Source organism: Acetobacter zythi (assembly GCF_963921165.1).
GTDB lineage: Bacteria > Pseudomonadota > Alphaproteobacteria > Acetobacterales > Acetobacteraceae > Acetobacter.
Map to the genome: position 1 here is coordinate 315,880 of NZ_CAWUEO010000012.1, position 20,490 is coordinate 336,369.

At 60.1% G+C, this 20,490-nt stretch carries 15 protein-coding genes; 7 read left to right on the plus strand and 8 right to left on the minus strand.

The window, feature by feature from the left end:
- The first annotated feature begins 18 nt into the window (after window positions 1-18).
- From ribH to AABE20_RS07100, 3 genes are all read left to right on the plus strand, one after another.
- Complete coding sequence (gene ribH, locus AABE20_RS07090; protein WP_338332436.1) at window positions 19-507, plus strand: 6,7-dimethyl-8-ribityllumazine synthase; 489 nt, start codon at window positions 19-21, stop codon at window positions 505-507.
- Window positions 508-562: 55 nt separating this feature from the next.
- Window positions 563-1,573 (plus strand): lysylphosphatidylglycerol synthase domain-containing protein, encoded by a 1,011-nt coding sequence (locus AABE20_RS07095; protein WP_338332437.1) that lies wholly within the window; start codon window positions 563-565, stop codon window positions 1,571-1,573.
- A 109-nt stretch (window positions 1,574-1,682) separates the two neighbouring features.
- Window positions 1,683-4,277: an MMPL family transporter gene (locus AABE20_RS07100; protein WP_338332438.1), complete on the plus strand. Its 2,595-nt coding sequence runs from the start codon at window positions 1,683-1,685 to the stop codon at window positions 4,275-4,277.
- A gap of 131 nt (window positions 4,278-4,408) precedes the next feature.
- On the opposite strand, the gene AABE20_RS07105 is transcribed toward AABE20_RS07100, so the two are convergent.
- The 7 genes from AABE20_RS07105 to AABE20_RS07135 all read right to left on the minus strand — a co-directional run bounded on the left by AABE20_RS07105 (window position 4,409) and on the right by AABE20_RS07135 (window position 13,552).
- A complete protein-coding gene (locus AABE20_RS07105; protein ID WP_338332439.1) occupies window positions 4,409-5,668 on the minus strand; it encodes an NAD(P)/FAD-dependent oxidoreductase in 1,260 nt (419 codons plus the stop codon).
- Window positions 5,669-5,775: 107 nt separating this feature from the next.
- Window positions 5,776-6,012, minus strand: coding sequence for a DUF3297 family protein (locus AABE20_RS07110; RefSeq protein WP_338332440.1), 237 nt, complete (start codon window positions 6,010-6,012; stop codon window positions 5,776-5,778).
- An 83-nt stretch (window positions 6,013-6,095) separates the two neighbouring features.
- Window positions 6,096-9,431: an efflux RND transporter permease subunit gene (locus AABE20_RS07115; RefSeq protein WP_338332441.1), complete on the minus strand. Its 3,336-nt coding sequence runs from the start codon at window positions 9,429-9,431 to the stop codon at window positions 6,096-6,098.
- Window positions 9,432-9,476: 45 nt separating this feature from the next.
- Window positions 9,477-10,331 carry a hypothetical protein gene (locus AABE20_RS07120; protein WP_338332442.1) on the minus strand — a complete coding sequence of 285 codons (855 nt, stop codon included), beginning with the start codon at window positions 10,329-10,331 and terminating at the stop codon, window positions 9,477-9,479.
- A complete protein-coding gene (locus AABE20_RS07125; RefSeq protein ID WP_338332443.1) occupies window positions 10,285-11,247 on the minus strand; it encodes an HlyD family secretion protein in 963 nt (320 codons plus the stop codon). Before AABE20_RS07125 ends, AABE20_RS07120 begins: the two co-directional genes overlap by 47 nt.
- A 15-nt stretch (window positions 11,248-11,262) precedes the next feature.
- Window positions 11,263-11,463 carry a DUF1656 domain-containing protein gene (locus AABE20_RS07130; RefSeq protein ID WP_086645545.1) on the minus strand — a complete coding sequence of 67 codons (201 nt, stop codon included), beginning with the start codon at window positions 11,461-11,463 and terminating at the stop codon, window positions 11,263-11,265.
- Window positions 11,464-11,467: 4 nt separating this feature from the next.
- Window positions 11,468-13,552 carry an FUSC family protein gene (locus AABE20_RS07135; protein ID WP_338332444.1) on the minus strand — a complete coding sequence of 695 codons (2,085 nt, stop codon included), beginning with the start codon at window positions 13,550-13,552 and terminating at the stop codon, window positions 11,468-11,470.
- 282 nt (window positions 13,553-13,834) lie between these two features.
- Here AABE20_RS07135 and AABE20_RS07140 point away from each other — a divergent pair, with 282 nt between their 5' ends.
- Both AABE20_RS07140 and AABE20_RS07145 read left to right on the plus strand, forming a co-directional pair.
- Window positions 13,835-14,983: a metallophosphoesterase family protein gene (locus tag AABE20_RS07140; RefSeq protein ID WP_338332445.1), complete on the plus strand. Its 1,149-nt coding sequence runs from the start codon at window positions 13,835-13,837 to the stop codon at window positions 14,981-14,983.
- Window positions 14,980-17,658 carry an AAA family ATPase gene (locus AABE20_RS07145; protein ID WP_338332446.1) on the plus strand — a complete coding sequence of 893 codons (2,679 nt, stop codon included), beginning with the start codon at window positions 14,980-14,982 and terminating at the stop codon, window positions 17,656-17,658. Before AABE20_RS07140 ends, AABE20_RS07145 begins: the two co-directional genes overlap by 4 nt.
- On the opposite strand, the gene AABE20_RS07150 is transcribed toward AABE20_RS07145, so the two are convergent.
- Window positions 17,659-19,119: a carbohydrate porin gene (locus tag AABE20_RS07150; RefSeq protein WP_338332447.1), complete on the minus strand. Its 1,461-nt coding sequence runs from the start codon at window positions 19,117-19,119 to the stop codon at window positions 17,659-17,661.
- Window positions 19,120-19,333: 214 nt separating this feature from the next.
- Here AABE20_RS07150 and moaB point away from each other — a divergent pair, with 214 nt between their 5' ends.
- Window positions 19,334-19,888 carry a molybdenum cofactor biosynthesis protein B gene (moaB, locus tag AABE20_RS07155; protein ID WP_338332448.1) on the plus strand — a complete coding sequence of 185 codons (555 nt, stop codon included), beginning with the start codon at window positions 19,334-19,336 and terminating at the stop codon, window positions 19,886-19,888.
- The gene (locus AABE20_RS07160; RefSeq protein ID WP_338332449.1) at window positions 19,881-20,459 is read left to right on the plus strand and encodes a DJ-1/PfpI family protein; all 579 of its coding nucleotides are present in this window, start codon (window positions 19,881-19,883) and stop codon (window positions 20,457-20,459) included. Before moaB ends, AABE20_RS07160 begins: the two co-directional genes overlap by 8 nt.
- The last annotated feature ends 31 nt before the right edge of the window (window positions 20,460-20,490 follow it).

A 20,490-nucleotide genomic window follows, 5' to 3' on the forward strand; every position in this document is an offset into this window, starting at 1 on the left:
GTAAGGATAACACGACCCATGGGCACACGTTCCCCCGTTACTCTGCCTGACCTTAAGGCACTTTCCCCCGCTCCCCGTCTGGCGCTGGTTGTCAGCCGGTTTAACGAGACGGTAACAGGTGGCCTGCGTGATGGCGCCATTGCATGGCTGGGCGAGCACAATATTGCCGTAGCCGAAGGCGATGTGTTTGCAGCCCCCGGTGCGTTTGAAATGCCTTTGCTGGCGCAGGCATTGGCCAAAAGCGGGCGGTATGAAGGGGTGATCTGCCTTGGTTGCGTGGTCAAGGGTGATACCGCGCATTTTGAATTTATCAGCCTTGGGGCAACCATTGGCATTATGCAGGCAAGCCTTGCAACGGAAGTGCCGGTCGCGTTTGGTATTCTTACAACCTATACGGAAGAACAGGCTACTGTGCGTTCTTCGGATGATGTGCATAATAAAGGGCGTGAAGCCGCTGCGGCCTGTGTGGAATCTCTTGCTCTCCTGCGCCAGATCAGGGAGGGCTGAAAAGGAACCGCATGCCGGGGTCAGCACCGCCTGAGGCATGGGATGAGGAGAGGGCATGAAGCGCATCACTCTTGTGGCCGGTGTTCTGGGGCTGGGCCTGACGGTATGGATGCTCTCGCGCTTTGGCGCGCAGGCCATTTTTGCGCTTGTCATGACTGGCGGCTGGGGAATCCTTGCCGCCATTATTTTTCATGGTGTTCAGGTTTCCCTTTCCGCGCAGGCATGGCGCATTATGGCACGGCGTGACCTGCCTCCCCATTTACCGTTGCGCGACTTCTTTATGCTCCGCTGTGTGCGCGAGGGGGTGAACAACCTGCTGCCCGTAGCACAGGTGGGGGGGGAGGTTGTCTCCAGCCGCCTGCTGGCCCGCCGGGGTCTGGGTTTGCGCCGGGCGGCCGCCGCCACCATTTGCGACCTTACGATCGAACTGCTCAGTCAGGTGCTGTTTACCGTGGCGGGCCTGCTGCTGCTGCTTGCTCTGGTCCAGCGTTCTGCCGTGACCGACAGGCTGCTGGAAAGTGCATTGGTCCTTGCTGTTATTGGTATTGCGGTGTTTGCCAGCCAGTGGCTTGGGGCCGTGGCCGTGGTGGAAAAACTGCTGGAGCGGATTGCCGCCCATCTGGGCTGGGGCGGGGTCGAGGGTATTCGCGGTATTCATCAGGAAGTGCTGGGGCTTTACAAAACCCGGCGCAACGCGGTGGCCTGTCTGGTCATCCAGTTTGCGGCATGGGCGCTGGGGGCGGTGGAAGTCTGCCTGATCCTGCATTTTATGGGGCATGACTGTTCGCTGGCGACCGGCTTTGTCATCGAAGGTGTGGGCGAGGCCGCCAAGTCCGCAGGCTTTGCCGTGCCGGGGGCGCTGGGTGTGTCGGAAGGGGGGTATATGGTTGTGGGCGGTCTGTTTGGCATTGCCCCACCTGTTGCCATTGCGCTGTCGCTGATCAAACGCCTGCGCGAAATTGCGTGGGGCCTGCCTGCGCTGGTGTTATGGCAGTGGTTGGAACACACATGGTCCGACCATGCGAAAAGCGCGGAAAAATCCCATTTTCCCCATTCTGGACGGTAAAAGAAGAGTGGTCTGTGTAGATCGTCACTTGCATCGTGCGAAGCTGTTAGGCAAACCAAGGCGGTTTTGTGCCTGACGCCATGACTTTTCTAGGATCTTGTCGTTTATCATGCTCTTTGCACCCATAGGTCGTTTTATCACCCTCTGTGCGCGCCATGCGTGGCTGGTCGTGGCACTTTTTTGCGTACTGTCCGGTGCTGGCGTTTATGCGGGCATGACACAGCTTGGCGTGACCACGGATACGAGCAAAATGCTCTCCCCCCGCCTCCAGTGGAAACAGCGCTCCGATGAGATGGCCCGCCTGTTCCCGCAAAAGGAGAACCTGCTGGTTGCGGTGGTGGAAGCCGATCTGCCAGAGGAAGGGCAGGAAACAGCCCGCCAACTGGCCACAAAGCTGGCGGCGGACCACAAACACTTTGCCTTTGCCAACCGGCCGGACGCCAACCCCTACCTTGAGCGCAACGGGCTTATGTTTTTGGACCCCAAACCTCTGGCAGGGATTCTGAACGACACAATTGCCGCCCAGCCCTTTTTGTCCGCTCTGGCGCAGGACCCATCCGCGCGCGGGCTTTTTGGCGCACTTTCCCTGATTGCCGAAGGGGTCAAGACCGGGCAGGCCAATCTGGCCGGTTTTCAAGCCCCCCTGACCGGCTTTGCCAACACGCTGGAAAAAGCAGCAGATGGTCAGGCGGCTCCCCTGTCCTGGCAGCGGTTGCTGGGTGGGCAGTTGTCCGACCTTGCCGGGCGCTACCAGTTTGTTATGACCCAGCCCATTCTGGATTATGGCTCCTTCCAGCCCGGAGGAGAGGCCACGGACGCCATGCGCGACGTGATCAAGGATCTTGAATTCGTGCGCAGCGGCCACGCCAAGGTCCACCTGACCGGGCAGGTGCAGCTTGATGATGAAGAGTTTGCAACCGTGGCCGAAGGCATGGTGGCAGGGCTTGTCGGGTCCTTGCTGCTGGTTACGCTGTGGCTTGCGCTGGCTGTGCGGTCATGGCGCGTGGTACTGCCTATTGTGGTCACACTTGTTGTCGGGCTGTTGCTGACAACCGGCTTTGCTGCGGTGGCCGTGGGCACGCTCAACCTGATTTCGGTCGCGTTCGCCATTTTGTTTGTGGGGATTGCGGTCGATTTTGCCATCCAGTTTTCCGTACGTTTCAGGGCACAAACCCCGACTGCCACGGGCAAGGATGGCATGTATGAAGCCCTACGCATGACGGGGGAGGAAACGGGGCATCAGATTCTGGTGGCCTCCCTTGCTACGTCCGCCGGTTTTCTGGCGTTTACCCCCACAGCTTTTCTGGGTGTGGCCCAGCTGGGGCTGATCGCGGGTATTGGCATGCTGGTAGCCTTTGTGTGCACAACCACCCTGCTGCCTGCGCTGCTGTGCATCTGCCACCCGCCGCTTAACTGCCCCAGCATGGGGTATGCGTGGATGAAGCCTGTGGATGTTAAAATCCGGCATCATCGCAAATGGCTGCTGGCCTTTTTTGGCGTGGTTGCTGTTGTCGGGTTGGTGCTGGTGCCTGCCCTGCAGTTTGATGGAGACCCGCTGCACACCAAAAACCCCAATTCCGAGGGTATGCGTGCGCTCAGCCTGCTCATTGGCAACCCCCAGACATCTCCTTACAGCGCGGAGCTTCTGGTCAAGTCTTTGGCAGATGCCGAGAAAGAAGCCGACCGTCTGGACGAACTGCCCGATGTGCATGACGTGATGTGGCTTGGTTCGTACGTGCCAAACCACCAGCCGGAAAAGCTCGCCCTTATTCAGGATGCGGCCTCCATGCTGCTGCCCACCCTGATTGTGCCCAACCCCAAACCCGCACCAACGGCCGCAGACCTGCGTGCCGCAGCCGCCAGTACAGCCAAGGCTCTGGCCGAGGTGCAGGATAAGCTGCCAGCCAACGACCCACTGCGGAGGATTGCCGCGGCATTGACCCGTTTGGCCACAGCGCCGGATGCTACGGTTGAGGCCGCCAATACCGCGCTGGTTCGCTTTTTGCCGCCAGAGCTGGCGCAGTTGCGGACCATGTTGCAGGCCGGGCCTGTGAACATTCATGATGTGCCGCCAAGCATTGCAAACGACTATCTGCTGCCCGATGGCCGCGCTCTTGTGGAAGTTCACCCCAAAGGTGTGATGAGCAGCTCTGGCGCATTGCGCAAATTTGTCGGGTCCTTGCAGAAGATCGAACCCGACATGGCCGGAACGGCCGTGGATATTGTGGAAAGTGCGCGCTCCATTGTGCGTGCGTTTGAGCAGGCGGCAGGGGCTGCTGTGGTCATGATCGCCATTATCCTTATGATCGCGCTGCGTAGGGTTAAGGATATGGCGCTTGTGTTGGCTCCGTTGCTGCTTTCCGCGCTGATGACGGTTATTCTGGTTGTGCTGCTGCCCGAAACGCTGAACTTCGCCAATATTATTGCGCTGCCCCTGCTGCTTGGGGTTGGTGTTTCCTTCAACATCTATTTTGTCATGAACTGGCGCGATGGGGTTCAGTTCCCCCTGGCGTCCCCCACGGCGCGGGCCGTGCTGTTTTCGGCCCTGACAACGGGTACGGCTTTTGGCTCGCTCGCCCTGTCTCACCATCCCGGTACGGCCAGCATGGGGCGTTTGCTCCTGCTCTCGCTGGCCTGCACCTTGTTGGGTACGCTGGTGTTTGTGCCCGCTCTGCTGCCCAAAAGACCGATTGACGATGCTTGAACCAAAGTAGCACCGGGCAGGAGTTCGCCCGGTTCTGCACATAAAAAACCTCCCCGCAATTCGGGGAGGTTTTTTTATGGCTTACGCGCTAACCCTGCCGCTGATGCGGCAGGGGGGGGGGAGACTATGGGTTAGGTCTTGGACCAGTCAGGGTGGTGCGGTATTTCAATATCGCGGCCCTTGAGCATCATGTCCCAGTAAACATGGGGGAACACGGTGGTCTTGAGGAACCATGCAAACCGGCTGGGTTTACGTTGGTCGTAGGGGAAGCTGGGGGCGGGCTTGCCGCCGTACAGGAACTCGGCCAGCACAATTTTGCCATAGGCCACGGTCAGCGGGCATGCGCCGTATCCGTCATACTGCCCGCTCAGGGGGCGACCATCGAGTGATGCCAGAACGTTGCGCGCAACTATGGGGGTTTGTGCGCGGGCGGCCGCCATGGTTTTGGCGTTGGAGGTGTTCATAACGTCCCCAATCCCAAAAACGGTGGGGTATTTGGCATGCTGGAGTGTTGTGGCGTTCACATCCAACCACCCGGCGGCATCGGCCAGAGGACTCTTTTTTACAAAGTCAGGGGCACTCTGGGGCGGGGTCACATGGAGCATGTCAAACTCGCGCACCACCTTGGTAACTTTGCCATCGGGGCCGGTTACCGCAAAGGTCGCCTTACGCTCGGGGCCGTTTACGGCAATCAGGTTATGTTTGTATTGCAGATTAATGCCGTAGTAATCCACCGCCTGCTGTAGGGCAGGGCGGAAGTAGGCCACACCAAACAGCGCATCACCCGCAAGGCAGAAGTCCACATTGGTGCGGTTGAGCGTGCCCTGTTTGCGCCAGTGGTCAGCGGCAAGGTAGGCAATTTTTTGCGGAGCGCCCGCGCATTTGATCGGCATGGGAGGCTGGGTGAACAGGGCCGTGCCACCCGCAAGGGACTGGATGCAGGTCCATGTGTATTCCACCGTATCCTTGGAATAGTTGGAGCACACGCCATTGCGGCCCAGTGTTTCGCTCAGGCCTTCAATCTTGTCCCAGTCAAGCTGTAGGCCGGGGCAGACGATCAGGCGGCCATAGGCCACGGTGCGCCCGTCCTCAAGTGTGAGGGTATTGCTTTCTGGCGCAAAGGTGCTGACTGCCGCACGCAGCCATGTGCAGCCTTTGGGAATAAGCCCGCCTTCTTGTTCCAGTGTGTCACGCAGCTTCATTACCCCTGCGCCAACCAGCGTCCAGCCCGGCTGGTAAGCGTGGGTGGTGGCGGGGTCTATAATGGCAATATCCAGTGTGGGGCGTTCGCGCAGCAGGCGGGCTGCAACGGCAATGCCAGCGGACCCGCCGCCAACAATAACAATGGTGTGCCTGATGTCGGCTTCCGTGCTGGGTGCTGTTTGGGTCATGGAGTGGTTTCCCTTCTGGTCGACCTTGAATTATGCGTGACACTATTCCAAACACTGACAATTAAATAAAGTATTTAATTGTCAGCGCGCCATGTTCTGGCGGAAGGTCAGTCCTTAAGCCAGACTTCAACCGGGCCGGTCAGTTTCATGGTCAGGGGGTTGCCGCGGCGGTCAACCGTCTTGCCAACAGCCACACGGACCCAGCCTTCGCTAACACAGTATTCCTCAATATTGGTTTTTTCCACGCCTTTGAACCGCACGCCAACACCGCGTTCAAGCAGGGCTGCGTTATAGAACTCGCTGTTGGGGTCGACGGAAAGACGGTCGGGCATTGCATCGGACATAGTGGAAACTTCCTTGGTAAAATGAGTGTTCGAACGGTGTTCTAAAAGCTTTTGAACAGAAAGGCCATGCAATGCCAACCGTGTTATGGCGCAGTGTTGGGCCGGGTGGTGCCGCCACGCGCCAGCCTGCGCCCCAGCCATGCCGCGCTGTTGTGGGCAAAGCCTGCCAGCCTGTGCATGAGCAGGTAAACAACAGGGGTGGAATACAGGGTTAGCAACTGGCTGGTCGCCAGACCGCCCAGAATGGCAACGCCAAGTGGCAGGCGCAGCTCCGCGCCATAACCGCGCCCCACAATCATGGGAATGGCGGCAAAGGCTGCGGCCATGGTGGTCATGAGAATGGGGCGGAAGCGGGTCAGGCATGCCGTTTTTATGGCTTCATGCGGGGGCAGGCCCTGTGTGCGCTCGGCATGCAGGGCAAAGTCGATCATCAGGATGGCGTTTTTTTTCACAATCCCAATGAGCATGATGACCGCAATCATACTGATCAGCGAGAAAGGCTGCCCAAACAGCCAGAGCGTGAGCACCGCGCCAAAAGCCGCCGAGGGCAGGGTGGACAGGATGGTCAGTGGCTGAATGTAGCTTTCGTACAGAATGCCCAGTGTGATGTACATGGTGGCAATGGCGGCCACAAATACCAGGACTTCGTTCACCAGATCCTTGTGCAGGTCGCCTGCCTCGCCCGAAAAATCGCCTTTCAGGCTTTCTGGCGCGTGCAGGTCACGCATGGTCCGCCGGATTTCGGCCTCCGCATCGCTGAGTGAACGACCGGCGGCCAGATCGAAGGAGAGTGCGCCGGAGACAAACCCGTTCTCGTGGCTGACCTGTAACGGGGTGGGGGCGCTGGCAATGCGGGCAACCGTGGGCAGGGGCACCATGGTTTCGGACGAGGCAGAAACGGCGGACCCATTGGAAGCCCCGGCTCCCCCCCCGGCCAACCGGTTGGCAATGGCGTTGCGGAAGGATTGTTCGGACAGGCTGTCGCTCCGTGTGTCCAAGGCATCTGCTGGTTTGCGCACCCGTATGGTGTTGGAGGCCACCGCCCCCGATGCCGTGCCACCAGCGGTGGACACCCAGAGGGTTTTGAGCATTTCCGGGTTATCGCGGAACTGCTTTTGCACCTCCATAATCACATAATAGGTGGTGAGCGGGGTGGAAATGCTGGATGCCGTGCGCTGGCCGTACGCATCATACAGAGCATTGCCAATAAGCTGCGGGGTTATCTGGTAGCGGGCTGCGTTGTCCCGGTTGATCAGCACATGCAGCGCCATGCCGTGCCCGGTCGTGTGGCTGTTCACCCCGCTCAGAATGGTGCTTTTGCGCAGGGCTTCGGTTACGCGGGGCACCCATAGGTCAATATCGGCTTCGTTTTCGCTGCGAAAAACAAAGCTGTAGGCCCCTTCATGCACACGCTGGCCACCACCGTTAATGTCTCCCGCGTTGGAAATGCTGGCCGTAAGCCCCGGTATGGTGCGCACGGCCTGCTGAATATAGGCGGCAATGGCTTCTGGCGTTTGTGTGCGCTGGCCTTTGGGTTTGAGCTGGGCATAGACCTCTGCCTCGTTCGCGGCATCCTCCCCGGTAAAACCGATCACGCCCTCCACCCCCGGTGCCGCCTGCATGGCGTCCAGCACCGTGCGCGCCTTGGTGGACATGGCGGAAAAGGAGGATGTCTGGTCCACGCTCAGGTAGCCTTGCAAAAGGGCAATGTCCTCCGCCGGTAGAACAGTTTTGGGGATAATGATGATCAGCCCGATGGTAGCCACAAAACTGAGCGGGAGCGAAAGCAGCGTCCACCACGGGTGGCGCAAAGCCACATCAAGCGAGCGGCGGTAAACACGCATCATCCATGCCAGCGCATGGTCCGTGGCATCGGCCAGCAGGTGGGCCGCACGGACAAACGGATTGGCCGATTTGGGGAGTGGCGCCTGCGCTGGGGGATGCACTTCCAAAAAACGGGCGCACATCATGGGGGTGAGTGATACGGCCAGAAAAAACGAGACCGACACGGCAATGGTCAGTGTCATGGCGAATTCAAAAAAGATTTTGCCCGCAATGCCCCCCATGAGCAGCAAAGGCAAAAACACCGCAATCAGGGAAATGGTGATGGACAGAATGGTAAAGCCAATTTCCTGCGCGCCCTGCAAGGTGGCCTGCATGCGGTCCATGCCCTCCTCCATGTGGCGGGCAATGTTTTCCACCACCACAATGGCGTCATCCACCACAAAGCCGGTGGCAATGGTCAGCGCCATGAGCGAGAGTGTGTCCAACGAAAAACCCAGCAGGTGCATGAAGGCCAAAGACCCGGCGAGTGAGACCGGCACCGTAATTGCGGGAATAAAAGTGGAACGCCAGCTTCGCAAAAACGCCAGCACCACCAGCACCACCAGCAGCACGGAGCCAAGCAGGGTTTCCTGCGTATCCTCCAGCGCGCCACGGATGGACACCGAGCGGTCCGAGACCAGCGTAAACGCCACATCCGCGGGCAGGGCGTTGCGCAGAATGGCCGCGCGCGCGCGAATGGCGTCCGTAACCTCGATCACATTGGTGCCCGGCTGTGCGCGAATAATGGCCAGCACGGCGGGCTGTTTGTTGTACCACCCGGCTGTGCGCTCATTCTGCGGGCCGGAGCGCACGGTGGCCACACTGCTCAGCCGCACGGGCCGGTTGTTGCGGTAGCCAATAACCAGATCGCGGTACTGTTCGGGGCTGTGGGCCTGATCGTTGGTTTCCAGCGTAAGCCGCTGGCCCCCGGTTTCTATAAAGCCTTTGGGGGTGTTGGCATTGGCCGAGGCAAGGGCGGAGCGCACATCCTCAAACCCGATGCCATACTGGTAGAGCAACTGGGGGTTGACCTCCACACGGATGGCGGGCTTGTCCGAGCCAACAACATCCACCCAGCCAACGCCCTTAACCCCGGCCAGCATGGGTTTAAGGTGTGTTTCCCCCAGATCACGCAGGGCGGTTACGCTGCGGGTGGCGGAGGTCAGGGCCGCAACCATGATCGGGCTGTCCGATGGGTTGGCCTTGTAATACTGGGGCTGGTCCAAAAGTGTGTGGGGCATGTCCGCCCTTGCTGCGCGCAGGGCGGCCTCCACATCCCGCGCGGCACCATTGATGTCCCGGTTATTATCAAAAAACAGCAGAATGAATGCGCTGGAATCCGTTGTGTCCGAGCGCATGCTGCTGACGCCCGCAATCTGGCCCAGCCTGCGCTCCAGCGGGGTGGTAACCGCACTGGCCAACTGCTGGGGGGAACTACCGGGCTGGGAGGCAATAACGTAAATAACCGGGACAGAAATATTGGGCAGGTCCGCCACCGGCATGGCGCGGTAGGCAAAAAGCCCCGCCACCATAAACGCAACCGCCATAAGGGTTGTGCCAACGGGGCGCATAATGAACAGCCGACTGAAAGACACCGGCAAGGCTCCTCTGGCTTTGTTGGGTATAGTGTTGTGTGCTTGCTAGTTCTGCTGCGCGGGGGGCAGATTAACGTCTATCCGCCCTTTGCCATCGCGCTCGGTTGCTATGGTGCCGGTTGCCTTGTGCACGCTAATGCCCCCTTCGCCCTGCACATGCAGGGCCGCAACGCCTGTGGTGCCGCCAAAGCTGGCATGGCCCTTGCCTGTATTGTTAATGTCCAGCGCCTTGAGCGTGCCCGAGGGGGCCACAAGGCTTGCCGTGCCAGCAAGGTAGACGGCCAGTGCCGGAGCATTGGCCTGATGGATGGTAATAGGGGCCGATACGGTGGACCGCAGGCGGGCCGATCCGGCCAGTGCGCCAATGCTGATGGGGCCGGTGGAGTCCGATGCCAGATCAACAGGGCCGGTTTTGCCAAGGTCGATCGCGCCCGAGCCGGACTGGATGGACATGGGGCCACTCCGGTCGTCAATAACAATGCGTGTGGCCTGCGGGCTGTCTATGGCCAGCGGCATGGCCGAGGGCGTGTGCAGTTCCAGATTCTGCCCAACCGGGCAGCCTGTCTGCGTCAGGGTTATGGTGCCGTCCTCTGCCGTGGTGCTCTGCAGGCCCGTGGGCCAGTTCCCCCCAACATCCACCCCGCCGGACAAGGCGTTGTCGGTCACAACATGCAGGCTGTTCAGGCATGGCGCGCTCACCTGCACCCGATGGCCCGGTATGTTGCGCGCATGGGCGGCGGGGGGCAGGCACAGACCAAGTGTGCAGAGCACAACAGTCAAGCGGGGCAGGGCAGAGGAATGGCGCATAGCTGTGTTTGTGCCAGCATGGGGGGCGGGCGTCCATACTCTATCCCTAATGCCGCGCGCCGTTCCCGCCCGTGCCGCCCATAAGGGCATCATGCAGCCTGTCCAGTGCTTCGGTCAGGGAGTCATGCGCGCGTTTGCCCTTGCTGCCCACAATGGTGACCGTGGTGGTCATGCCCGCGGCAAGCTGGGTGCCGGGGGGGATGCTGTCGATCTGCACACGCACGGGAATACGCTGCGCCAGCCGCACCCATGTATAGACCGGGTCCACCGATGGCAGACCTTGGGTGGAAGGCGTTGCATTGGGTGTGGCAATCCCGCGCGTAATACTGGTGACATGCCCCCACATGGGCTGGCGGTAGCCCATAAGGTCCAGCCTTGCGCGGTCACCAATATGGATGGAGCGGATTTTGGTTTCCTCAAAATACCCATCCACCCAGTAGGAGGAAGCATCAATGACCTGAATATTGGCCTTGGCGGCGGTGGCGTAATCCCCCACCCGCATGATCAGGTTGTTCACGTAGCCGGTTACGGTGCTGCGCACATGGGTTCGGTCAAGGTTGATATTGGCCTGAGAGAGTGCGGCCATGGCCGAGGCATACTGTGCCTTGGCCACCTCTGCCGTGGCCTGGAACACCTGCTTTTCCTCGCGGGAGGCCGCGGCGTCTGTCAGGTTGTTGCGGCGGTATTCCTGTGATGCCTTGAGCACCATGTCTGCCTGACGTTCGTTAACCAGTGCTGTGGCGGAGGCCACGTCGACCTTAAAATCAAACGGATCAATGTCGTACAGAACATCACCCGTGTGGACAAACTGGTTGTCGCGCACCTTGATGTCGATAATCTGGCCCGAAACACGCGGTGCAATATCGGCCACCTGTACGCGTACCTGCCCGTTACGGGTCCATGGGGCGGCGGTGTAATAGTCCCACAGCACAAAGCAGACCACGGCCGCAATGGCCAGAATAATGCCGGTCGTAACAAATTGCAGAAGGCGGCGCGCACGTTCAAACACGGCGGAAAAGCCCTTTCACAGCAGGATGGTATACAGGCCGATAAGCCCGATAAGGATGCCAAATTCGGCCAAAGGCAGGTTCCACACCACGCGGCGTGCGCGCACCTTGGCCAAAAGCGGGTTAAGGGCAAGCAAGGTGGCAATGGCCAGCCCCGCATGCACCACAAAGGAGGAAACCAGCAGGCCGCCAATATCCAGAACAGGCTGGAGTTGCATCATTCTAGCGGGCCTTCCATTGCTGGTCGGGTACGGGCAGCAGGTCATACAGGTGCAGGGCGGAACGGTTGTGTTCGAGCAGCCGAATGGCCCCCACCATGGCGGATACGGCGGCAAGGGCTGTGGCCATTTGCCCATGTGGCAGCCCAATGGCGTGGTCGAGCAGAATGCGGGCCTTGTGCTTCATACGCACAAGGGCTGCGTCCACGTTGTAAATAATGGTGGCGCGGTAGGCGGATTCCGCATCCAGCCGGATAGCGGGAATGGTGGCCGCACGTTGCAGATGGCGGCGCGCACGGGCCAGTTCCAGATTGAGTGTATCCAGGCTGGCAAGGCGGGCAAAAACACGTTGCCGCGCTTTGTTGGCCGGTAGGTAGCGGTTCCATTCCAGAATACGGCATAGCCGGTCGTAATGGCGGCTGATCAGGGCGGAGCCTGCCTGCTCGCCATGTCCTTCAAACTGGAGCAGCAGATCATGCCCGATGGTAATGCCAACCCTGAAGCGCCTGCGTGACGCGGAAGGGGGCAGCAGGAGCACCAGCGAAATAAAGATCATGATCGCGGCGAACAGGTACAGCACATTGCGGTCAATAAAGGCCGATGGCTCGTAATTCTGCTGGTCGGCCACACCCAGAATAACAAAAAAGAACACCCCAGCATTAAACCCGATTGTGGCTGTTTTGGGGTGCATGAGCAGCAGGCATCCGCCAAAAATAACGGGAATAATAACCAGTGCCAGAAAAGGCATGTCCGCCCCGTGGGGGAGAATGCCAAAGTTGAGCACAGCCGCCACAAAAATGGCCAGCGGTGTGCCCAACAGTGCCCCCATGCCAAAGCCACGCACATTGTAGGTTGTGGCGGCAAGGGTGAGGATGATGGCAACCTGAGAAAGCGCGGAATACGTGGCCGGGATATCGGAAATAATGCACAACCCCGCCGCTACGGAAAAGCCGATGAGCGTGCGCAACCCATTGAGCAGGGCTGCAATCACATCATCATGCTGTTCAATTTTCAGCTCGGGGGCCTGTGTGCGTGCGCGCTGGCCGTGTTCAAACGCATCTATGCCATCCACCGCCCAGCGTGCATCGGACAGCAGGGCCATGGAGCGTTCGATCAGCCATGCCTCATCCAGCGTTGGGCCAAGGCAGAGTTCGTTTTCATGCGCCTCACGCGCCAGGTCTTCCAGATCATGCACCGCCTGTGCCGGGGAATCGACCGGGGTGCCATCGCCAAAAGAATCGCGGATGTGTTTGAGCACCGTGGCCGAGACCTCGCCCTTGCGCAGCACAAGGGCAATGGCCTGACTACACGAGAGCATTTCCAGCAGCGCCACCATGGCCGAGTGCGCGCCCGCAAGCCGCAGGCGGGCATCGGGCAGTTCGGTCTTGGCGAAGGAGATTTGCGAGGTCAGGGCAATAATTTCCCCCGCAAGGCCCGCGCAGGCCATGCTGTCGGGAATGCTGTGGCCAGCAAGCGCGTCCTTGGCAATGCGGCGCACCATGTCTGACGTACGGCGCAGGTTGGCGGTCAGTTTTTCAAACGCGGTGGGGGAGCCAAAAATATCGTTAATGGCTGCGGTGGAGGCAATGCCCACAACAATGCAGGACACGCGGTTGACCGTAACATCAAAAATGCCCGCAGGGTTATCAATACAGCTGATGCCCACAATAGCGACCGTATAGCCCGAGAGCATGGCCGCGTAGGCCCGAAAGTCGCGCTCTAGCGTGCCAACAATGGTGCATAGGGTGAGCCAGAGCGCCACCCCGCCCAGAAAAACCCCGCGTTCCTGATTGAAGCAGGCGGTCAGAAAAAGTGCCACAAACGCGCCAATAATGGTGCCCGCCAGCCGGTACAGCGCTTTGGAGAGCACTTGCCCACGGAGCGGCTGGGCCAGAATCATAACCGTAACAGCCGCAGTGCCGGGGGAGGAAAGCTGGAGCCAGAACGCCGTGCTCAGGGCCAGCACGGCGGACAGCCATGTGCGCAGGCAGAACAGGAACCACCCGGGAGAAAACACGGAGGGCGGGAGTTGGAGGAACCAGCCCCGCCACCCCGGTCTGTGCATAAAAGCTGTTTTCTCAGCGGTCATTCTGGTCTGCTTTTGCTGTGGCCACTGAGGAGGGATTGCCCCCGAATCCGAATAGACAAGCGTATATTAAAATAAAATATAATGTTTGAGAGAAGTTCTGCCCATAGTCTGGCATTGCGTTAAACGCGCAGCAGACCTGAAGCATAAGCCTGCAAACTATAATGGGGCTAATCAACTTAGGGTCTGGCGCATGCATGGCTGTTATTGGCGGCAGGGGTGTGCCTGCCGTCATGCCATATTCTGTCTTGTCGGGCCATCGGTGGTGCGGGCACAACAGTGTGTATGAAAATTGTTCATACCTCCGACTGGCAGATCGGCCGGACCTTCAGCTTTGTGGATGATGATGCATTGGGCGCGCTTCAGGCGGAGCGGCTGAATGTGATCGAACGCATAGGCCAGTTGGCCCGGGCCGAAGGGGCGGCGCATGTGCTGGTCGCAGGCGATGTGTATGAACACGAAACCCCCTCCGAACATACATTGCGCCAGCCCATGGAGCGCATGCGCCAGTTTGCGGACCTAAGCTGGCACCTTATTCCCGGTAACCACGATGCCCACATTCCCCAAGGGGTGTGGACCCGCCTGCTGCGCGACAATGCCGCACCGGGCAACGTAAAACTCCACCTTGAGCCAGCACCGGTGGAGCTTGATGCCGCGCATAATGCGTGGCTGTTGCCCGCCGTTTTGCAGCGGCGGCATACCCTGTCCGACCTTACGGCTTATATGGATGACGCCCCAACGCCAGAAGGAGCCTTGCGCATCGGGGTTGCCCACGGCTCGGTCGTGGGGTTCGGGAATGAGGACGAGGCCCAGAATAACCCCATAGCCATAGACCGCGCGGCGCGGGCCGGGCTTGCCTATCTGGCGCTGGGGGACTGGCACGGTTATCGCCAGATCAACGAGCGCACGGTGTATTCGGGTACGCCAGAAGTCGACCGCTTTGGCACAGGGGGCGCTGGTGGTGGTGATTGCGTGGTGGCGGAATTTGCAGGCCCCACAGCCCCGCCACGGCTGAGTACGCACAGAACCGGGCGTTTTAACTGGCGCAAGTTGGAGAACGTGGTGCTGACTGGCCGTGCTGACATAGAGGCGCTGGAAAACCGGGTGCGCGCCATAGCCCCCGAACAGCCCCATACCATTCTGGCATGGCTGGAGGTCAGCGGCATGCTCGGGGTGGATGATCTGGCATTGTATGAATCCCTGATCGAGCGGCGCCTGCGCAGCGCACTTACCTGTTTGCGCCTTACAGGTGCTCCGGGGCTGGCTGCGGGGGAAGATGATCTGGATAGGCTTGGGGCGTCCGGCCCCGTGCGCGCAAGTGCAGCCGCCCTGCTGGAGCAGGCTAAGGCCGGAGGGGCCGAGGCCGCCGTGGCGCAGGAGGCGCTGCAAAGGCTCTTTCTGCTCTGGGATGAAGTAAAGAGGGGCGCACAATGATCCTGACCGACCTCCAGATCGAAGCCGTGCGCCGCTTTGCCTCCCCCATTCGGGTCGAAGGGCTGGGGGCGGGGCTGAATGTTCTGGCCGCCCCGAATGAGGCGGGAAAATCCACAGTGCTCAAGGCGTTGCGGGCAGCCCTAACCCTTAGGCACGGCTCCAAGGCCAAGCCATTTCAGGATCTGCTGCCCTATGGGGGTGGCTCCCCCCATGTTGGAGTGGGCTTTACATGGCGCGGTCAGCCCTGCTGGCTGGAAAAAAAGTTTGGCAGCGGTAGTCTGGCCCGGCTGGATCTGGGGGCTGAACGGTTTGATGGGGATGCGGCGGAGGAACGGCTGCAAGACCTGTTCGAGCTGGAAAAAATCAACAAATACGAAGCCGCAGGGCTATGGAACGCCCTGCTGGTGGAACAGGGCGAAAGTTTTGCTCAACCTCCCCTGCAAGGGGCGGGGCGCGCAAGCCTTCAGGCCTGCCTGCAACAGAGCATACAGGGCGTAACCGGCACGGCCGAAGCCAGCGCCATGCTGGCATTGGTGAACAAGCGGCTCGCCCAGTACCAGACCGCAACGGGCAAGGTCAGCCAGCGCATGCGGCAGGTGCAGGAGGCAAGCGAGCAGGCCCATGCGCTGGTCGCCACACTCGTTGCCCGCCGCGAAGCCCTGCATGAGGATATAAACGGGCTGGAACAGACCCGCCGCATGCTGGCCGAGAGCGAAAATCCCGAACAGCGCAGGCAGGCGGAGGAAAAGCTTATTGCTCTGCGCCAAAAACGCGACCTGTTGCTTGGGCTGGCTACACAGGAGCAGGCCGCACAGGCGCAGTTGAACGCAACCGAGCAGAACTTGCAGTATTTTCAGGCCGAGCAGGAACGCCGCCAAACACGCCGGGCCGACATTGCCCGGCTTGAGCAGGCATTGGCCGAAGCCCGGGTCGGGCAGAGTGAGCTGGAACGTCTGGCGCAGGATGTGGACCAAAAGCTGGTTCAGGCGCAGGCCGGGTTGGGGGCTGCCTCAACCCGGCACCAGCAGGCCCGGACCACTTTGTCCCGCGTAATGCAAAAGGCCGAGCAGGCGCAGACCCAGCAGGCGCTTGCGCAGGAACGTGCCGCTTTCGAGCGTGCCAATGCCGCCTGTGCAAGGCTGGAAAAAGCACAGGCGGCCCTGCGTGTTCTGCCCGTGGATGCAGCGTTTATGCGGCGGTTGGCCAAAGCGGTGCAGGGTGTGCATCAGGCCCAGGCCCGTATGCAGGCCCAGGCCACACGGTTTGTGGCCACCTTGCAGCCCGATGCCGCAGGCACCGTATGGCTGAACGGCCAACCCTGCCCATTAGGCCCCCAGTCCCTGACAGACGTGAGCGAACTGGTGGTGGATGGCGTGGGGCGCTTTACCATAACCCCACCCACCCAGCAGAGCGAGGCCCTCCATACCGCCCTTGCAACCGCCCAGACAGCCTTGGACGATCTGCTGCGTGAGGTCGGGTGCCACAGTGCCGATCAGGCTGAAAGCCAGCACGAGGCCCACAGGCAGGCAGAGCGCGCGGTAGAGCAGGCCAGTGCGGAGTGTATGGCGCTTCTGGGCGTGGCGCAGGCCAGCCTTATTGGCGGCGCTCTGGACCAGCAGCGCCAGAAGCTGCGCGAGCGGGAAGCCCATTTTGCCAAGGCGCAGGCCGCGCAGGCAAATGCGCCCGAAGAGGACGCCCAGCCACTGGATGTGGAACAGGCCCGCAGGCAGGAGCAGGACGCGCTGACGGCGGTGGAAGTCGCCCGCCAGCAGGAGCAGGAGGTCCTCAGTCAGCACCGCGCAGCCCATGCCCGGCTGGAGCAGATACGCGCCCAGACCGAGCAGCAGCAGCAGACCCTGCAACGCGACCAGCGCGAACTGAGTGTGTGGGTGGAGCGCGACCCCGACGCAGCCCTGCTGGCCCGCACCAGCCAGAGCGAGCAGGACCGGCAGCACGCACAGGTTGAACTGGCCCGTATTGCCCATATTCGCCAGCAGGAGGAACCTCTGGCCGTAGTGGAACAGGGCATTACCCGCCGCGAGCAGGATATGGAGCATGTGCATGCGCAGGTTAAACGCCTGTCCATGGACAAGATGGAGCGTGAAACACGCATTCGTCAGGCCGAAGGGGACGGGTTGGATGAACAGCTCGCCAGTGCCGAACGCCATGCCGGGCAGCTACAGGGGGAACTGGCCGCATGGGAGCGCGAGCGCGCAGCCCTTGCTTTGCTGGAGAGCACGCTGCTCAAAGCGGAAACCACACAGACCGAACGCTATCTGGCCCCGCTGGTGCAGGCCATGCAGCCTGCGTTTTCGGCCCTGTTCCGGGGCGTGACACTGGAGGTGGATACACAGTTTGCCCTGACCGGCCTGACCCGCCAGCGCGCGGAGGACATTAAGGACCTGTCCGATGGAACACGCGAGCAGATTGCCGTTCTGGTGCGGCTGGGATTTGCCGAACTGCTGCACAAACGGGGGGCGCCAGCCATTCTGGTGCTGGATGACGCGCTGAGTTTTTCGGACTCCCAGCGGCTGGAGACCCTGTTTGATGTGCTGTCCGATGCCGCAACACGGTTGCAGATCATACTGCTGACCTGCCACGCAGAGCAGTTTACCCCCTTGCGGGGGAATATGCTGAGCCTGCGCCCGATGGAGCGGTTTGAAGCCCCGCGTTAATTACAGAACCGCGTTGAACTGAAGCCCCATCACCGCCGCATCGTGGAAGACGGTGCTGCCACCGGGGCGGTTGATGTACTGGAAGTCCGGCTGCAAGGAAATGCCGGGCGCTACGTGGGCGTTGTAGAACACTTCGTAAATGTTCTCATGCGACTGAACGCCCCAGACAGGCCCCCACTGGTTGGAGGGGAACGCCACACCGGCATTGACCGCGGCTTCCTGCTGCAAGGTGGATGCACGGCTCATGAGTTCCCACTGGTACATCGCCCCTACGCTATCCATCGGGCGGCCCCATTTGGCTCCGGTTTCCACCATACCGGCCCATATGTGGTGAGACATGGCCGTTGTGTGCCCATCTGCCCACATCCAGCCTGCAAGGGCGATCAGGCCGTTGGTTGGGCCATCTCCATTACGGACCAGCATCTGGTCGGCCATGACCCATGCACTGGCCCGGCCAGCGCGGTAGCGGGCGGGTCTGCCGGTTTCAATCCATGGATTGCCGTGTATGTCTTCCAAAAGGTCGGGGTAGCTGGAATTATCGTAGCCAAAACCGGCTTTGTAGTGGCCGTTCAGGTGGTCTTTGCCAAATTTTGGCAGCCAGCCCACTTCCACGGGGGAGGAGAACTTGCCCAACCCATCCTGCGCCCATGCCCAGCCGGAAATGCCGCCGTTAAAGGCGTGGGGAGACACCGCAAACAGCGCGCCCATAATATAGGTCTCGCTTGTAGGCATGACGCGGACGACAAACCCAAGGTTGCCCGAAGGCCAGTCACGCGCGCCTTCGGTGTATTTGGTGGGGGCGGGGTTACCGCACATGGCCACGTTCATGTACATACAAAACAGCGGGGAGGCCGCAAAAAAGCTGCCCGGTGGGATCCAGCCCGCGCTGATGTCCAGGTGGTTATGCAAAAACGAGCGCTCGGCATACAGGTAAACAAGGTGGGCCACCACATTGCCTCGGCCGCCATAAATCTGCTGCACACCGCCGATGGAATCCCCAATATACTCCGTGCTCAGGTTCCGCCCGTGGCCGTTCACGACCATCATATGGGTCCAGAAGTTCTTGAACAGGTCGGTCTTGGTCAGTTTGCCCCAGTCTACATCCAGTTCAACACCAACCTGACCCGCATTGGTCACGCCCTGTTTGCGGCCCCCACGGAAGTTGCCTGCCAGTTCCTCATGCACATCGGCCAGAATATGAATGCCGTGGTCGATCAGCCATGGCTGCGCGCCACCCCAGTTGCCAAAAAAATGGTCCTTGCCATAGGGGGCGGAAAACAGGGGGCCGGGGTCTTCCACCAGATTGGCCTCGTTATCAACTTCCAGACTGGGTAAAAGACCAATAGAACTGTTGCCACCAGTCAGAAGCTGCGCCCGTGCGGGAAGGGCCGCGGCCATAAGGGGGAGAAGGAAGGCAAAAAGCCAGAACGTGCGAAAAGGAAAAAAAATACGTTTGGTCATGATCCCAATTTTGTTGTCTTTGGATTGGTCTTTTGTGTGAGCAATAAGATCAATCATGGTTTATCGGGGTGTAACAACCCCAATCCCTAAATGTTTTTTAGGGCCGATGCAGGCAAAAGATTGCCCTTATGCGGTTATTTTCTGCTTCAGACGGCTATTATTCATTTCTCTGATGCGTTTTTGCATCATACTTGCGGAGATATAACAGTCAGCCATGTCCAAGATAGATACGAACCGACCGTTTTTGCCTGTGCGTATTGCTGTTATGACTGTTTCGGATTCGCGCACGCTGGAGACGGATACCTCCGGTGCAGCCCTTGTGGCCCGGATTGAGGCCGCAGGGCACACCCTTGCCGCGCGCACCATTGTTTCGGATGATACGGACCTGATCGCAGCGCAGTTGAGCGCATGGATTGCGGACCCGCTGGTGGATGTGGTCATTACCAACGGCGGCACCGGAGTAACCGGACGGGACGTAACACCAGAAGCGTTCGAGCGCGTTATGGAAAAGCGGATCGAAGGGTTTGGCGAGCTTTTTCGTATGCTGTCCTACCAGAAAATTGGCACATCCACCATTCAGTCCCGCGCTGTGGCCGGTGTTGCGGGGGGAACTTACCTGTTCGCGCTCCCCGGTTCTACGGGCGCGGTCAAGGATGGATGGGACGATATTCTGGTGTTTCAGCTCGATAGCCGCCACCGCCCCTGTAACTTTGTAGAACTGATGCCCCGCCTGCGCGAAGGGCTGAAGGAGAACTCGCACCATGACTGATGACGTAAAGCTGCTGATGCTGGCAGGTGACTACGTGGAAGACTACGAGATTATGGTCCCCTATCAGGCACTTACCATGCTGGGCTACAAAGTGGACGTGGTCTGCCCCGACAAAAAGGCGGGGGATAAGGTTCTGACCGCCATCCATGACTTTGAAGGTGCCCAGACCTACAGCGAAAAACCCGGCCATGCCTTTACCCTGACCGCGGATTTTGAGGCGATTGATACAGATGACTATCTGGGCCTGATTGTGCCCGGTGGCCGCGCTCCTGAATATTTGCGGCTGAACGCGCGGGTGCTCGAAATTGTGCGCGCCTTTGCGGACCGGCCTCTGGCGGCCATCTGCCACGGCGCGCAACTGCTGGCGGCGGCAGGGGTTATCAAGGGGCGTACGGTATCGGCCTATCCGGCCTGCAGGCCGGAAGTGGAACTGGCGGGCGGCATTTATGCCGATATAGCTGTCACGGATGCCGTAACGGATGGTGAACTGGTGAGCGCCCCGGCATGGCCTGCCCACCCGGCATGGCTTGCCCAGTTTTTGAAGGTGCTTGGCGCTAACGTCAGCATTTAAGTGCTTCCTCCGTGCACCCCATGCAGGCAGG